Genomic DNA, 14,696 nt, shown 5'->3' on the forward strand with positions numbered 1-14,696 from the left:
ACTGCCCTTGGACACATAAATCTTCCCGATAGAAAAATGCCTGCCAACTTCCAGCATATCGCCCATATGGTCCGTATCAGTATGGGTCAAAACCAAAACATCCAGCCTGCTGACGCCCCGGCTTTTGAGGTAGGGAATCAGGGTTTTCTCAGCATTGCTGGACACCGTTCGCTGCTGCCAAGGCTCTTTCTTCCCCAGCTCCACCCGGCCGCCAACATCAATCAGGACCGTCCGCCCCCTTAGATCCCGCAGAAAAATGCTGTCCCCCTGACCGACATCTACCACCGTGATTTCGTTTTGCAGGGGATGTTTACTGAGGAAAAAAAGCAGAGCTGCCGTCAGGCCAAGTGCCCAGACCCATTTCTTCTGCCGGCGAAAATCATAGAGCAGGCCCAGAACCAAGAGCAGAGCAGTCAGCAGCCAGAGACTGGGCTGACCGAGGACCAGCGGACGCGGAGAAATCTCAGCCACCCAGCGAATCAGCGTTTCCAGCCAGTCAAAAAGAAATTGACCTGAGTAAGCTTTATCAAAGGTGACAGGAGGAAAACTGCCGTCAGACCCGGCAGCAGAATCCTGTCAAAGAGAACAGAAAAAAGGAAGGTCAGCAGCAAGGACCAAGGCTGAAATTCCGCAAAATAATAAAGCAAAACAGGCAGAATCCCCAGCGAAAGCGTCAGACTTTCAGCCAGAACTTTCCGCATGGGCGGCAGATGATCAAAGTTCAGCATGGCGAGCAGAAAAGCATAAGAACAGGACAGGACGCCGCCCGCTGTCAGCAGGACATTGGGCATCAGGATAAACAGAATCAGCAGGGTCACCGCAACATTATCCGGCCCTTTGAGGCCCAGCTGAGCCAGCAATTTCTGAAGAAGACTTCTGACCACAGACACAGAAAAGCCTGTCAGACCGGCGTAAATCAGAAAAAAAGGCAGCTGCAGAAGATGGACAGTCTCCATCTTCAGACCCAGACGCAGCAGTATTCTTCGAAAACCGTCAGCAAAGTAAGCAACCTGCATGCCAGACAGGGCAAAGAGATGGATGATCCCCAGACTGGAATAGAGTTCATTCATTTCTGCGAAGCCCGTGTCCAGCTGGCCAAATAACAGCCCGCCCATATAGTGACTCATGGGCTTAGGAAAATGAGTCTGAATATACACCAAGGCCTTTCGGCGCCAAAGAGACGGCCAGTCCCAAGGCTGAAAATCGGACACTGGCTGGACTGACTTGATGGCACTGATGGTTAAGGTCCGGTAAATCCCTTCTGTTTTCAGATAAGCCCGATAGTCAAAACCGGCGAAATTCCGCTGTTGCTGAGCCAGACTGAACTCTCCGGCAATTTCCAGCCGGACCTGATCCGACAGCTTCTGAAAGGCTTCTTTTTCCTTTTCAGATTTGAGCTTGTAGAAGACCTGATAGGTCTGCCCATTGCCCCGTCCCCGAAAGGAAAGAGAGTCGCCATTGACCTGGATGGTATCCGGTATGGGCTGCACCCAGCTGACTGGCTTGGGCTCCTGCCGGAAAGCCTGCTCTGCCATTTCCCGGCGAAACAGAAACAGACCGGCAAAGAGACCCAACAGGACCAAGGCGAGGAGAGCTTTTTTCAGCGGATAGGCAGCGAAAAGCCGAACCACAAGCAAGCCCAAGCCCAGATAAGCCAGCAATCCTCCCGTATAGACAGCAAAATAGACCCAGACCAAGATGAGAACCAAGTAAAGGGGCGGCAGGGGCAATTTTTCAATCCACTGTGACATACTCTTTTAGCTTCTCTAGCGTCTTGTCCCCAATACCCGAAACATTCTTCAAATCATCTACCGACTTGAAGCCGCCATTGGACTCCCGATAAGCAATGATATCCTGAGCCCGCTTCTGACCAATACCTGTAATAGTCTGCAGCTCAGCCTCGGTCGCTGTGTTTAAATTAATCAGGTCACTTTGGGCTGACCTGGAAGCCGCTGCCTGAGAACTTGCCTCAGCTGTGCCTGCCGTCACGTCAGCTCCGCCTTCTCCAATTTTTGTCACATAAACCACTGCTTCATCTGCCAACTTCTGGGCCAGATTGACCGACTTTGAATCAGCCTCTGCTGTCATTCCGCCCGCTTTTTGGATGGCATCATAAATACGGCTGCCTGCTTTTAGCTGGTAGACTCCTGGATGTTTGACCTCTCCTTTGACATCAACGGTTAATTCAGAGCTGGACTCGCTATCTCGGACTTCAGACTGCTCAGTTCTATCTATCTGATCCGAACTGGCAGATGACTGGATCACTTCCTGCGCTAGAGCCGATACCTGCTTTTCCGGGGCTGGCTCCCCGCTTCCTCTGACCAGGAAAAAGCCAGCCAGAAGCAAGCCGGCAAGAGCCAGACCAGCAAAGAGCTTATATTCTTTGATTTTTTCAATGATTTCTTCCAACATATTTTTCACCTCTTACCTTATTATTCGTAAAAGCAAGCGGAAAAAATAAAAAGGCGGTGGGACAGACTCCCATGATGACTCCCCCCTCACCCACAAAGGGGAGTATCTTTGAGAAGATACCGTATAAGACTCCAGTTAGAAATTTCAAAAGAGGGCAGTAGCGGCTTCACTTTCCGCCTCCGCCCAAGATGCTGCCCAACATTATGGAAGAAAAAGCTCTTCCCTCATAGGCTGCTGCTTCAGCTGCCATTAACTTGTGAAGGTCTATAACGATTTGGGGAACTTTCAGCTGATGGCCTAAAAGATAAACTGTCAAAGAACGGTTGAACTTGGCGGATATAAGATTGACCGGTCTATCTTTTTTCAGCTCTGCTAAGGGCTCTTCAATCAGAGCCAAGAGTTCTGGATTCTTTTTCACTTCAGGGTCTATTTTGGCCTTGACTAAGGCCAAAGTTAGGTCTTCTTTATTCACATAAGCACCTGCTTTCTATTTTCAGCATACTTTTTTCATATAAGTAAGTCCAGAGGAATTTTCAAGGGCAGCTAGCCCTTATTTTGAGTTCTGGTCAGCCGCAAAATGCAGCTTTGAATATAGCCTGCCTGACTATGAAGAAGGGACAGATTGAGCAAAATAATGACCATCAGAAACGGACTTAAAAGCAAAATCAGGAGCCAGGATACCGGCTGGTAGGCTAAGTAGAAAATAAAGATGAGGATGAGAATGGGAAAGGTTGCCACTGCGGTAAAACCGCCTGGTACCCAGCGGCGAAACCGCAGCACCTGCGTGATATGGCCCAGCAGGTGCAGGGTATGGCAGAAGCCCAGAGCCAAAGCTAATTCTGGAATCTGCCAGACAATGGCCATCAGGAAGATGAGAAAAGCAATCAAAAATTCTTCTGCAATGGCCGCAGCAATCCCTTCTGTGGACGGATAAGCTTTCTTTCCCGCAATAAACATCTCAGTCTGAAAACGGGGATTGTTTTCATTTTGCTGAATCCAAGGCCGAATCAGAATAATTTCGTCAAACTCATGCAGCATAAACAGCGACAAAGTCACAAACGATAAGAGACTAATAGGCATGATACACCCCCCTCAAAAATATTATTCTAAAATTATAGTACAATTCACAAAAAAAGTCCTTGATTTTTTGAAACAAAACGCTCAAAAAACCAAGAACTGTTTATTTTCTGTGCTTGTCCGGATCCCAGACAAAGCTGGCAAAGAAGCTGAAAATAATGGTCAGAATACCAACCAAGGCAGCGGGGACAAAGGCGATGGCCCGCAGAATCCTCATAAAGAAATTGGGCTTTTGACCTGTCTGATACGGTGCCACCTCTGCATCCAGACGGTCAAACTCCGCATGAATACGGCGGGCTACTTCTTCCACTCCTTCATCATTCATCTTTTTAATATCCGAAATGTCGATGGGATTGCCGAAGTTCATGTCCACTCGCTCACCGGCCGCCAGCCCCTTGAGGCTCCTTGGACCTGCATAAACCACTGGCATGATGCGGACCTTGGCCATCTTAGCGATGACGGCTACCCCCCCCTTGACATCAGAAGAGTGGCGGCTGCCGCTGGGAAACATAATCAGAGAGCGATTGCTCTTTTTCAGCATATTGACCGGATACTTGATAGCAGACGGTCCCGGATTTTCCCGGTCGATGGGGAAGGCCCCGCACATCCGAATCCACCAGCCGAAGACCCGATTCTCAAAGAGCTGCTTTTTGGCCATAAAAATAAACTGCTTGGGCTTGGTCGCAAAAGCCATGTATACCGGATCCCACCAGGTCCGGTGAGGGGCAACTAAGATATAATTTTCATCTTGGGAAGGAATCTTTTCCTTATTGTGGTAATGGGCATTGCCGTTTAAGGTCCACAAAATAAAAATGACCAGTCCTCGCAAATAGGTATAAAACATAGACAACCTCATTCTATTTCAAAATTTCGTGCGTTTCTTTTTCAATTATACCCTATCCCCCAAGAGTCTGCAATCTTTTTTATACTTTATCTGTCGCGGCCGATAGCTATTTTGCTAAAAAAATGGTATCATGGATTTCATGAATAAGAAACAATTTAATGGTTTAAGCCAATCTCAAGTAGATGAAAAAATTTCGCAGGGACTGACCAATCACTTCAACAGCAATGCCAGCACCAGTAATTGGGATATTGTCAAGCGGAATGTTTTTACCCTTTTCAATGCCCTCAACTTCGCCATTGCTGTGGCTCTGGTGTCCGTTCAGGCCTGGAGCAATCTGGTCTTTTTTGCTGTTATCAGTTTTAATGCCGTAACCGGGATTATCACCGAGCTCAGAGCCAAGCACATGATTGACAAGCTCAATCTGGTCAGCCGGGAGCTGGTGACGGTTGTCCGCGACGGTCAGGAAAGCCAGATCGAGCCAGAAAACATCGTCTTGGGCGACCTGCTCAAACTATCAGCCGGAGAGCAGATTCCCAGCGATTCTACAGTCATCGAGGGCGTGGCCGAAGCCAATGAAGCCATGCTGACGGGCGAGAGCGATCTAGTCCTCAAAGAAGCCGGCGGCGAGCTCCTGTCCGGCAGCTTTCTGGCCAGCGGACAGGTTTACGCAGAAGTCCATCATGTAGGGGCAGACAACTATGCCAACAAACTGATGACAGAGGCCAAAACCCTCAAACCAATCAACTCCCGCATTCTTTACAATCTGGCCAAGATTTCCCGCTTTACCGGAAAAATCATCATCCCATTCGGCCTGGCTCTCTTCTTTGAAGCCCTGATGATAAAAGGACTGCCCGTCAAAAATTCCGTTATCACCAGCTCGACTGCCCTTCTGGGCATGCTGCCTAAGGGCATTGCCCTCCTGACCGTCACTTCTCTCCTGACCGCTGTCATCAAGCTGGGGATGCGCAAGGTGCTGGTTCAGGAGATGTACTCGGTCGAAACGCTGGCCCGGGTGGACACCCTCTGTTTGGACAAAACCGGAACCATCACACAAGGAAAGATGACTGTTCAGGGCCTGCACAGTTTGACAGACAGATTTTCCGATGACAGCATTGGCCAGCTGCTGGCGGCCTATATCCAGACCAGCGAGGATAACAATCCAACCGCCCAAGCTATCCGCAAGAAATTCGGCCAGCTGGAGCATTCATACAGCAGCAGCAATGTCATTCCATTCTCCAGCGACCGCAAATGGGGGGCCATGGAGCTGTCGGAGGTCGGCACAGTCTTCCTGGGTGCTCCGGAGATGCTCCTAGACAGCAATCCGCCTGCCGTCATCGAAGCCCAAAAACGCGGTTCCCGCGTCCTTGTTCTGGCTCACAGCAGCCAGAGCATAGACAAGCACAGCATCCAGCTGCCTAGCGACACAGCTGCTCTGGCAGTTCTGGAAATCACTGATCCGATCCGAGAAGGCGCTGCTCAGACACTGGACTATCTGCGCTCACAGGATGTTGACCTAAAGATTATCTCCGGTGACAATCCGCTGACCGTTTCTCACATCGCCCATCAGGCCGGCTTTGCTAACTTCGAGAGCTACATTGACTGCTCCAAGATCAGCGATGAAGAACTGGTGGCTCAAGCGGAGGAAACAGCCATTTTCGGCCGGGTATCCCCGCATCAGAAAAAGCTCTTGATTACGACCCTCAAAGCGGCCGGCCGCACAACTGCTATGACCGGTGACGGGGTCAATGATATTCTGGCCCTGCGCGAAGCAGACTGCTCCATCGTCATGGCAGAGGGCGATCCTGCCACCCGCCAGATTGCCAATCTGGTCCTGCTCAATTCCGACTTCAATGATGTTCCCGAAATCCTCTTTGAAGGCCGCCGGGTTGTCAATAATATCGGCCGGATTGCCCCTATCTTCTTTATCAAGACCATTTATTCCTTTATCCTGGCCATCATCTGTATCGCCTCGGTAGCTATGGGCAAGCCTGAGTATCTCTTGATTTTCCCTTTCATTCCGATTCAGATTACCCTTATTGACCAGTTCGTCGAAGGCTTTCCGCCTTTTGTCCTGACCTTTGAGCGTAATATCAAGCCAGTAGAAAAGCATTTCCTCAAACGCTCGCTGCAGCTGGCCCTGCCAAGTGCCCTCATGATTGTCTTCAGCGTTCTCTTTGTCCGCTTCTGGGGCACGGCACAGGGCTGGACCGACATAGAAATGTCTACCCTGTCCTACTATCTGCTAGGCACGATTAGCTTCCTGTCTGTCATTCGGGCCTGCCTGCCGCTCAATCTCTGGCGCAGCCTGCTGATCCTCTTTTCTGTCTTGGGCTTCTATGCCTCAGCCTTCGTCCTCCAGCACCTGCTGGAAATCGCAACCCTGACAGCAGCCACTTTGCCAGTCTATCTGATTCTTATGGTTATTTTTGGACTTGTCTTTGTCGTCTGCACCATCAAGCAGAAATACAGATTTGACTAAGGGCTCGCTGCAAAAAAATATTATTTAAGCTCATAAAAACATGCGATACCCTCGCATGTTTTCATTTTGCTGCTGCAAAATTTCCCTATCCCTTTGGAATCCTTGCTGAATCGTGCTATAATGTTGTTATGACAGAAGCAAGATTAAAAGACGGAGAACGGGTCAACCAGCTCTTTTCAACAGACGTTAAGATTATACAAAACAGTGAGGTTTTCAGCTATTCGGTGGACAGTGTCCTGCTGTCACGCTTCCCTAAACTGCCCAAGCACGGCCTGATAATCGACCTCTGTGCCGGCAATGGAGCTGTCGGCCTCTTTGCCAGCACCCGGACCAAGGCCCGCATCATTGCTGTGGAAATTCAGGAACGCCTGGCCGATATGGCCCAGCGCTCGATTGAGCTCAATGATTTGACCAATCAGATGCAGGTCATTCATGACGATCTGAAACATCTAGGTGCCCATATTTCCGGCAGCAAGGTAGATCTGATTCTCTGCAATCCGCCCTATTTCAAGGTAGACAAACATTCCAATCTCAATGCCAGCCAGCATTACCTTCTGGCCCGCCATGAAATCAGCACCAATCTGGAAGAAATCTGTGCCATATCCCAGCGCCTGCTCAAGTCCAACGGCCGTCTGGCCATGGTCCACCGGCCCGACCGGTTTTTGGACATTATCGAGACCATGCAGGCCCACAATCTGGCACCCAAACGCATCCAGTTTGTCTATCCCAAGCTGGGCAAGGAGGCCAATATGCTGCTGATTGAAGCCATCAAAGACGGCTCACGCGACGGCCTCAAAATCCTGCCGCCCCTTTTTATCCACAATCAGGACGGCAGCTACACACCGGAGATTCATGATATTTACTATGGAAAATAAAGCCTATATGTACGTGCTCGAATGCGGCGACGGCTCGCTCTACACTGGCTATACAACCAATATCGAGCAAAGACTGAAAAAACACCAGGCCGGCAAAGGGGCCAAGTACACCCGCGCCCGCCTGCCTGTAACCCTGATCTACCAAGAAGAACATCCCGACAAGCCGGCCGCTATGTCGGCTGAAGCCCTCTTCAAACAGAAAAGCCGACAGGCCAAACTGGCCTACATCAAAGAAAGGACCCAACATGTCTGAAATCCAATTCAAGGGAAATTTTCATCATATTGACATCTCCCCAGACAGTCAGCTTGACATTGGTCAGGATGTCATCTTCCAATCCTTTGCCAGCCTCAATGTTGCAAGCGGGGCTCAGCTCAAACTAGGAAACCGGGTTTTCTTTAATGACCACTGCACAGTCCGCTGTGAACAATTAATTGAAATCGGCAAGGACACCATGTTTGGCGACGGTGTCCGCATCTTTGACCACAATCATCAGTATTCCAACTACCATATTGAAAAAATAGCTTATTCCTCAGCTCCTGTCAAAATTGGGGCCAACTGCTGGATTGGGGCCAATACTGTCATCCTCAAAGGCGTGACCATCGGCGACAATGTCATTATCGGAGCAGGCAGTCTGGTTTATCAGGATATTCCCAGCGACTCTATCGCTGTCAGCAAGGAAGAGCTGATCATCAAGAAACGGCCGCAGGGCAAGTTCCATGCCTTTACCCTGACAGCGTCAGATACTTTGGAAGAGCTGGCCTATCTGGCCCAAGAGCTGCCTGAGCTGGAGTTTCACATCGCAGCCAAAACCAGCATTTCTCCTTTTCTGGAGAGCTTTGCCTCCTACCCCAATATCAATCTCTATACCAATGTCCACCACGACGATATTATCGAAGACCTGCTGGACCGGGCCGATCTTTACTTGGACATCAACCACTGGGGCGAGGTGGATCACATTCTGCAGAGAGCGCTGGACAAGGGCAAGCCGATTCTGGCCTTTGCCTACACGGCCCACCGGACAGGAAGCGGCATCTACATCTGTCAGGACGGCCAGCCCCAGCAGCTGGCAGACAGAATCAGAGAAATCATAAAAGAAAAAGACAGTTGCTTTTAACCGAATACCTTAAAAATCCATGCAAGATTTGCATGGATTTTTTGACTGTTTTCAGCAGACTGACTCGGAAACCGCCTCTTGAGTCAGCCCCCCCTCTGCCCAATAGAAGCAAGAGAGAGAAGCATCATACCGTTCCAAACAGGTCTAATCAATTTCCTGACTCTGAGCTACTTTTTTATACCAATGCGCTGACTTTTTAGGATAGCGTTCCTGGGTGTCAAAATCTACATAAAAGAGACCGTAGCGTTTTTCGTAGCCATTGGACCAGGAAAAGACATCCATCAGCGACCAGATGAAGTAGCCCTTGACATTGGCCCCGTCGGCAATGGCATCAGACAGGACTTCCAAGTGTTTCTTCACATAGTCAATCCGCCCATCATCATAGACCGTCCCGTCTACAAACTCGTCTTTGTAGCCCAGACCATTTTCTGTGATATAGATTTTCTTGTAGTTTGGATAGTCTTGTTTCACCCGCATGATTTGGTCGTACAAACCTTGCGGGTAGATAATCCAGTCCCAATCCGTTTTCGGGATATGGGAGGGAGCTTCTCTGCGTCCTACGCCCTTAATCTGGTACTTGGAGCTGCCTTTTTCGCCCTTGCCATTATGGACAATCTCTGTCTCGCCGTCAAAATCTCGCATCCAGTCACTCATATAGTAATTGATGCCAAGAAAATCATTGAGATCTTTGGCTGCTTCCAAAGCTGCAAAGTCTTCATCAGGCAGGTCCAACTCTCCGCCATTCTCTTTCAGGATGTGCTTTACACCCGCCATCGTCATTTCTGAATAGTAACCTAGATAAGTAGCATCTAAAATGAACTTGTTATGAATGATGTCTTCTAATTCTGCTGCACGAACATCTGCAGGATTGTCCGGATCATAAGGGTATTTGGTTGGGAGGGCATGAACGACACCGATTTCACCCGGGTAGCCTTTCTCCTTGTAGATCTTTACAGCACGCGCATGTGAAACCATCATATTGTGGTGGGATTGGAACACTTTCGCAAGGTCATATTGGATGCCCGGCGGGAATTTTCCGACTAAGTACTGGCCATCGCCGATTGGGCCGATTTCATTGAAGGTCGTCCAGTAGCGTACTTCTGGAAATTCTTCAAAGCAGAAAGCGGCATAGTCTACGAAGTGGTCCATATTATCCCGGTTGAGGAAGTCGCCCTTGGAGTGCAGAGCTTCCGGCGTATCAAAGTGATGCAGGGTCACGAAGGGTTCCACATGGTGTTTATGGCATTCCGCAAAGAGCTTATGGTAAAAGTCTACACCCTTTGGATTGACCTCCCCATAGCCCTTTGGAAAGATACGCGACCAAGCAATGGAAATCCGAATACCGTTGACACCGTACTCCTCCGCCAGTGCCAAGTCCACTGGATATTTATGGTAAAAGTCACTGGCCGGTTCTGCCGTATACCAATAATTATCTTCTAAATACTTGTCCCAGGCGACTGGGCCTTTGCCGTCTGTGTGGGTGGCTCCTTCAGCCTGATAAGCCGCTGTAGCCCCGCCAAAAATGAAGTCTTTGGGAAGTGTTTTTGTCATTGTATTCACCTCTGGTATTTCTTTATACAATTTGAAGTGAAGCCCTTTATACAAGAGGGAATCATGATTGGCTTCACTCCAAACCATAAGCAACAGTATAGGTTGGTCAAGAAAAGGCACTTGGTCTTCAAAAGCCTGACAGCTTCTCTTGCATCCAAGGCTGGAAGCAAGGCGCAAAGAGCCGATTCTTTAATCAAACTGTTCCTGCACAAACTTCAGAGCCCCCTGACCGTCGCGGGTCAGCTTGATGTATTGGGCCCCTTCTGTTTTCGCCAGTTTGATGCCCAATTTATCTGTTTCCGCCTTCATGTCTTCAAAGTTTGAAGCCACCTGCGGAGCCAGAATGACCAAGTCAAACTCCGGCAGCATCTCCCGGTGAGCACCGTAGCCGCCCGCTGCTGCTTTGACCGGAACCTTGTATTCAGCGGCTGCTTTATTCAGGGCATTGGCCAGCAGACCGCTGGTACCGCCGCCGGCACAAAGCACGAGGACATTGGTTTCTTCAGTGATTGTATGCTGATTCGCTGCTTCTTCGGCGACGCCTTCTGCACCGGCTTTTTCAAGAATGGCATCTGCTTTTGCCGTGTTGAAGTTAGCCGCCACCTTTTCCTTGAGTGCATCGTTGGAGTTGCCGGAGCGCTCTTCTTCCAGAATCTGTTCATCATAAACCTTGACAAATGGATAGTAAATGATGACATCAACAAGCACCAAGAGGGCTGCAAGGACAAAGGACAGCAGCTGGAAGTTGGTCCCCAGCACAATTCCCAGAGGTCCCGGCGTTACCCATGGAAGATTGGCAGAAAAGGAGTTCATATTCAAAGTATCAACAAAGAATTTGAAAATCCAGACATTGGCAATCGGTGCAAAGATAAAGGGAATGAAGAAAATCGGATTCAAAACAATAGGGGCACCGAAGAGGATGGGCTCGTTGACTCCAAAGAAAGTAGGGACAACGGATGCCCGTCCAATGGCACGGTTGCGCTCTGACTTACAGATCCACATGAAGAGGAAAGGTACAATCAAGGTTGCACCAGTACCGCCCATGGTCACGATGAACATCTGCGTACCGGAAGTGATGACCTTATCCGCATGCTGGCCGGCCTGTATCAGAGCCAAGTTGGCATCGACATTGGCATAGGTAATGGCCGCAATGGCCGGCTCCACGATAGAGGGACCATGGATACCCACAAACCAGAAGAAGGCATAGGCACCAAAGATAAGGGTGATACCCAGATAGCCATCTGCCGCTGAGAAGAGCGGAGCCAGAAGCGTTCCGATGGATTCTGCAACGGTTACTCCTAATGTGCCTTTGACAAGCAGCTCAAAGGCATAGAGGATAAGCACTGAAACAGTAAATGGAATCAAGTCTTTGAATACCTGTGAAATATTCGGCGGCACTTCATCTGGCATGCGAATGGTGACATTGTTTTTCACACAGACCTTATAGACATTGACAGTCACAAAGGCTGCAATGAAAGCTGTCAAGAGGCCTTTCGTTCCCATGAAAGCCGTCAGGAAGCCGCCTTCTTGGGCCGGTTCAGCCGCCATGAGGAGAAAGCCGACCATGGAAGCCAGCATGGTAGACAAAAAGTTGATTTGATTGGTCGCCGGAAGGCTGCGGTTGATCGAGTCCGTCAGAGCCTTAGCAGTCGTACCGCCTACAAAGAAGGCCAAAATCCCCATTGAATAGTTATAGGGAGTCATCAGGAAGGTCTCAATGTCCTTAGACCAATGGAAACCCCAGGAATTTGGCACATAGGCAATCAGGATAAAGATCGATGAGAAGAGGATAACCGGCATACCGGCGATAAAGCCGTCCCGAATGGCACGGAGATAGATATTCCGAGAAATCTTCTCAAAGAAAGGTTTGCCTTTCTCAATCAGTCCGATTAGTTTGTTCATCATTTTACTCCTCTTTTGTATAGTTCAATCAAGTGGTGTATGACATCTTTGAGCAAGATAGTGGTCATCAGGTGATCCTGTCCATGCATCATGGTGACGCTGTAGGGAATGTCCTCACCGGCTGCTTCTTTGGCCAGCATAGCAGTCTGAGACTGATGCGCCTCTGCAATGCAGCCTCCCGCTTCCTCCACCAGAGCTTCTGCCTTGGCAAAATCTCCAGCTTCTGCCGCCTTTAAAGCTTCCAGCAATTTTGAACGCGCATCGCCAGCATAGGCCACGATTTCAAAACCAAGCAATTGAATTTCTTCTCTATTCATCTTCCTGTCCTCCTTGAGTTTTTTGTTAGATAGAGCAAATTAAGTGTTTTTATAAAAGACGCTGAATATGTAAAACAATATAGATACGCTCGCTGCGATAAAGATCAATCCCTGTCTCCTTCGCAATCGTATCATAGATACGGCTCCCCATTTCATAGGCATCAGGATAAGAATCTTTAATGTGTTCTTCCATCTGCAAAAGAGAGGTATTGTCATCCCGATTGCGATCAATATAGTCCAGAAAATAGCTCAGATGAATCATAAACCGATCGTAGAAATGACTATTTCCTTCTGTCCGATGAATGCCGCTGTGCTCAAGTTCATCTTGCACCAAACGCAGAATTTCTTTTGTTTTCCCAAGACTGTCCTGACCCCGATTAGCCGACTCACCTTTCGCATTGATGAAATGAAGAGCAATCCGTCCGACCTCATCATCCGGAAACTGATCCAGCAGTTTCTCCCTGAAGACAGCCAGCGCCTCCCTTGACATCGTATATTCTAAAGGATTATCTATCGAGAAATTCGGCAAACTTCCTTTTTGATAGGTTCCTTTGCGAAGAGCCTGATAGGAACAGTAGATATGGTCTGTCAGAGTGACATAAAGATATTCTTGCACAGGATAATCATACTTTTCTGTCAAAGAGCCAATCACCTCATAGGTCACCGTGATAAAGTCCAACGGTACATCCTTTAAAAGAGTTAAGAAATTTTCCTTGGACTCTTCCGTGTTGAGTTTGAAGACCTTATCAACTTTACCAGCAATAACGATGTCCCCTTTTTTCTTGTGAAAAGCAACTCCGCTTCCTGTAATCATCAACTCTTCGTTCTTTTCATTTTTGACAAGTGCGACATTATTATTGATGACATTAAGGATACGATACATCTGGAACCTCCTTATCTTAAAATATTTCATCAGAGTTTATATAAAGCTGATAGCTGACTATTTTGAAAAACAAAAAGAGACCACAAACGAACCCAGGGATTCAGATGTGAAACTAATCCCATGCATTCATTTGTGGTCTCGCCTAATCTTCCTTAGTTACGATCCACCTTATTCAAACTATAAATAGATTATACCACGCCATTTCCCGTTTGTAAACCCTTTAATGATGTTTTTTCCAAAAAAATATCATTTTTTGTTTGTTTCAAACATTGTGCTGAGGTATTCTTCAATCGTCTAATTGGCTTAGAATGACTGCAGTTTAGTTCTAAAAAAGCCATTGATAGAAATAGCATCAGATTTTCTATCAATGACTTACTTTTCTACCCCCGCTCTTTCCAGGAAGTGGCAGTTGTTTGCAGGACTTTGTTCAGTTCGTTAATATTTTCAAAGCCTGTGGTGCGCAGCCATTCACGCGCTGCAGCTTCGCCCTCTTCAATATAGGCCTGCACAGAACCAGCCCAGGTGGCGCGGCCGCAAAGAACGCCATTAAAGTTAGCTCCTGACTCATGAGCAAAGACCAGCGTTTCCTGGAAGAGCTTGGCAGACACACCGGCACTCAGGTAGATATAAGGCAGGCTGGTCGCTTGATCCTGCTCCCTGAAGAAAGCTGCTGCTTCTTCCTTGCTATGAACGATTTCTCCGTCACCAAAGCCTTCAACGTATTTGACATTGACCGGCACTTCAACCTTGAGGACATCAATATGAAAACGTGGGTCAGAAAAGACTTTCATAGCTTCAATGACCTTGCGGGGCTTCACCTTGGCATATTCGGCACTGGAAGCATCCGCAATATTTTCATCATAAGCCAAAATCTCAAGGAAGAAAGGAATATCCTCTGCCACACACTCCGAACCGATCCGTTCAATATAAGCCTGCTTTTCTTGGTTGACTGCTGCATCACCGTCCACATCATAGTAGAGCAGGAATTTCACCGCATCTGCCCCCTGCTCCTTGATGCGCTTGGCTGACCAGAGATTCAGGCAGTCCGGCAGGCGTTTGGTGCTGGAGGTGTCATAGCCGGTTTTTTCATAAGCCAGCAAAAGACCGGCATCTTTATCCAAGACCTTGGTCGCAGGCAGGCCGTATTCGGGATCCAGCAGCATGGAGGAAGCGTATGGGGTCAGCTCTTCTGCCACCAAGACTTTCAACTCCTCCATCTGCGCCACTGTCGGCTCTGCTTC

General features: G+C 48.5%; 13 protein-coding genes and 1 pseudogene. 4 read left to right on the forward strand and 10 right to left on the reverse strand.

Features of this window, described 5'->3' with window-relative positions; genetic code table 11:
- From STRDD11_RS08395 to STRDD11_RS08415, 5 genes and pseudogenes are all read right to left on the reverse strand, one after another.
- Positions 1-1,751, reverse strand: a pseudogene (locus STRDD11_RS08395) (ComEC/Rec2 family competence protein); the annotation flags it as partial.
- Positions 1,735-2,412 (reverse strand): helix-hairpin-helix domain-containing protein, encoded by a 678-nt coding sequence (locus tag STRDD11_RS08400; protein ID WP_128836949.1) that lies wholly within the window; start codon positions 2,410-2,412, stop codon positions 1,735-1,737. The pseudogene STRDD11_RS08395 and the gene STRDD11_RS08400, both read right to left, overlap by 17 nt.
- A 166-nt stretch (positions 2,413-2,578) precedes the next feature.
- A complete protein-coding gene (locus STRDD11_RS08405) occupies positions 2,579-2,884 on the reverse strand; it encodes a bacteriocin immunity protein (protein ID WP_128836950.1) in 306 nt (101 codons plus the stop codon).
- 71 nt (positions 2,885-2,955) lie between these two features.
- A complete protein-coding gene (locus STRDD11_RS08410) occupies positions 2,956-3,492 on the reverse strand; it encodes an HXXEE domain-containing protein (protein WP_128836951.1) in 537 nt (178 codons plus the stop codon).
- 100 nt (positions 3,493-3,592) lie between these two features.
- On the reverse strand, positions 3,593-4,333 hold the full coding sequence (locus STRDD11_RS08415) for a lysophospholipid acyltransferase family protein (RefSeq protein WP_128836952.1): 741 nt from the start codon (positions 4,331-4,333) through the stop codon (positions 3,593-3,595).
- A 139-nt stretch (positions 4,334-4,472) separates the two neighbouring features.
- Here STRDD11_RS08415 and STRDD11_RS08420 point away from each other — a divergent pair, with 139 nt between their 5' ends.
- The 4 genes from STRDD11_RS08420 (at position 4,473) to STRDD11_RS08435 (ending at position 8,802) form a co-directional block, all read left to right on the forward strand.
- Positions 4,473-6,812, forward strand: a complete 2,340-nt coding sequence (locus tag STRDD11_RS08420) for a cation-translocating P-type ATPase (protein WP_128836953.1) — start codon at positions 4,473-4,475, stop codon at positions 6,810-6,812.
- 128 nt (positions 6,813-6,940) lie between these two features.
- Entirely contained in the window at positions 6,941-7,687 is a 747-nt protein-coding gene (locus STRDD11_RS08425; protein WP_128836954.1) for a tRNA1(Val) (adenine(37)-N6)-methyltransferase, read from the forward strand.
- Positions 7,677-7,940, forward strand: coding sequence for a GIY-YIG nuclease family protein (locus tag STRDD11_RS08430; RefSeq protein WP_128837107.1), 264 nt, complete (start codon positions 7,677-7,679; stop codon positions 7,938-7,940). Before STRDD11_RS08425 ends, STRDD11_RS08430 begins: the two co-directional genes overlap by 11 nt.
- Complete coding sequence (locus tag STRDD11_RS08435) at positions 7,933-8,802, forward strand: acyltransferase (RefSeq protein WP_128836955.1); 870 nt, start codon at positions 7,933-7,935, stop codon at positions 8,800-8,802. The genes STRDD11_RS08430 and STRDD11_RS08435 overlap by 8 nt, the downstream gene beginning before the upstream one ends.
- A gap of 144 nt (positions 8,803-8,946) precedes the next feature.
- On the opposite strand, the gene lacG is transcribed toward STRDD11_RS08435, so the two are convergent.
- The 5 genes from lacG to lacD form a co-directional block, all read right to left on the reverse strand.
- Positions 8,947-10,353: a 6-phospho-beta-galactosidase gene (gene lacG / locus STRDD11_RS08440; RefSeq protein ID WP_128836956.1), complete on the reverse strand. Its 1,407-nt coding sequence runs from the start codon at positions 10,351-10,353 to the stop codon at positions 8,947-8,949.
- A gap of 189 nt (positions 10,354-10,542) precedes the next feature.
- Positions 10,543-12,255 (reverse strand): lactose-specific PTS transporter subunit EIIC, encoded by a 1,713-nt coding sequence (locus tag STRDD11_RS08445; RefSeq protein ID WP_128837108.1) that lies wholly within the window; start codon positions 12,253-12,255, stop codon positions 10,543-10,545.
- Positions 12,255-12,572 (reverse strand): PTS lactose/cellobiose transporter subunit IIA, encoded by a 318-nt coding sequence (locus STRDD11_RS08450; RefSeq protein ID WP_128836957.1) that lies wholly within the window; start codon positions 12,570-12,572, stop codon positions 12,255-12,257. Before STRDD11_RS08450 ends, STRDD11_RS08445 begins: the two co-directional genes overlap by 1 nt.
- 49 nt (positions 12,573-12,621) lie before the next feature.
- The gene (locus STRDD11_RS08455; RefSeq protein ID WP_128836958.1) at positions 12,622-13,455 is read right to left on the reverse strand and encodes a PRD domain-containing protein; all 834 of its coding nucleotides are present in this window, start codon (positions 13,453-13,455) and stop codon (positions 12,622-12,624) included.
- A gap of 380 nt (positions 13,456-13,835) precedes the next feature.
- On the reverse strand, positions 13,836-14,696 hold an 861-nt coding region (lacD, locus tag STRDD11_RS08460; RefSeq protein WP_128837109.1), incomplete at its 5' end, for a tagatose-bisphosphate aldolase.

It is taken from the genome of Streptococcus sp. DD11, assembly GCF_001578865.1.
GTDB lineage: Bacteria > Bacillota > Bacilli > Lactobacillales > Streptococcaceae > Streptococcus > Streptococcus panodentis.

Coding starts and splice junctions, on each gene's coding strand:
- STRDD11_RS08400 (WP_128836949.1), bottom strand. CDS start 2,412: ATGTTGGAAGAAATCATTGAAAAAATCAAAGAATATAAGCTCTTTGCT.
- STRDD11_RS08410 (WP_128836951.1), bottom strand. CDS start 3,492: ATGCCTATTAGTCTCTTATCGTTTGTGACTTTGTCGCTGTTTATGCTG.
- STRDD11_RS08415 (WP_128836952.1), bottom strand. CDS start 4,333: ATGTTTTATACCTATTTGCGAGGACTGGTCATTTTTATTTTGTGGACC.
- STRDD11_RS08420 (WP_128836953.1), top strand. CDS start 4,473: ATGAATAAGAAACAATTTAATGGTTTAAGCCAATCTCAAGTAGATGAA.
- STRDD11_RS08425 (WP_128836954.1), top strand. CDS start 6,941: ATGACAGAAGCAAGATTAAAAGACGGAGAACGGGTCAACCAGCTCTTT.
- STRDD11_RS08430 (WP_128837107.1), top strand. CDS start 7,677: ATGGAAAATAAAGCCTATATGTACGTGCTCGAATGCGGCGACGGCTCG.
- STRDD11_RS08435 (WP_128836955.1), top strand. CDS start 7,933: ATGTCTGAAATCCAATTCAAGGGAAATTTTCATCATATTGACATCTCC.
- lacG (WP_128836956.1), bottom strand. CDS start 10,353: ATGACAAAAACACTTCCCAAAGACTTCATTTTTGGCGGGGCTACAGCG.
- STRDD11_RS08445 (WP_128837108.1), bottom strand. CDS start 12,255: ATGAACAAACTAATCGGACTGATTGAGAAAGGCAAACCTTTCTTTGAG.
- STRDD11_RS08450 (WP_128836957.1), bottom strand. CDS start 12,572: ATGAATAGAGAAGAAATTCAATTGCTTGGTTTTGAAATCGTGGCCTAT.
- STRDD11_RS08455 (WP_128836958.1), bottom strand. CDS start 13,455: ATGTATCGTATCCTTAATGTCATCAATAATAATGTCGCACTTGTCAAA.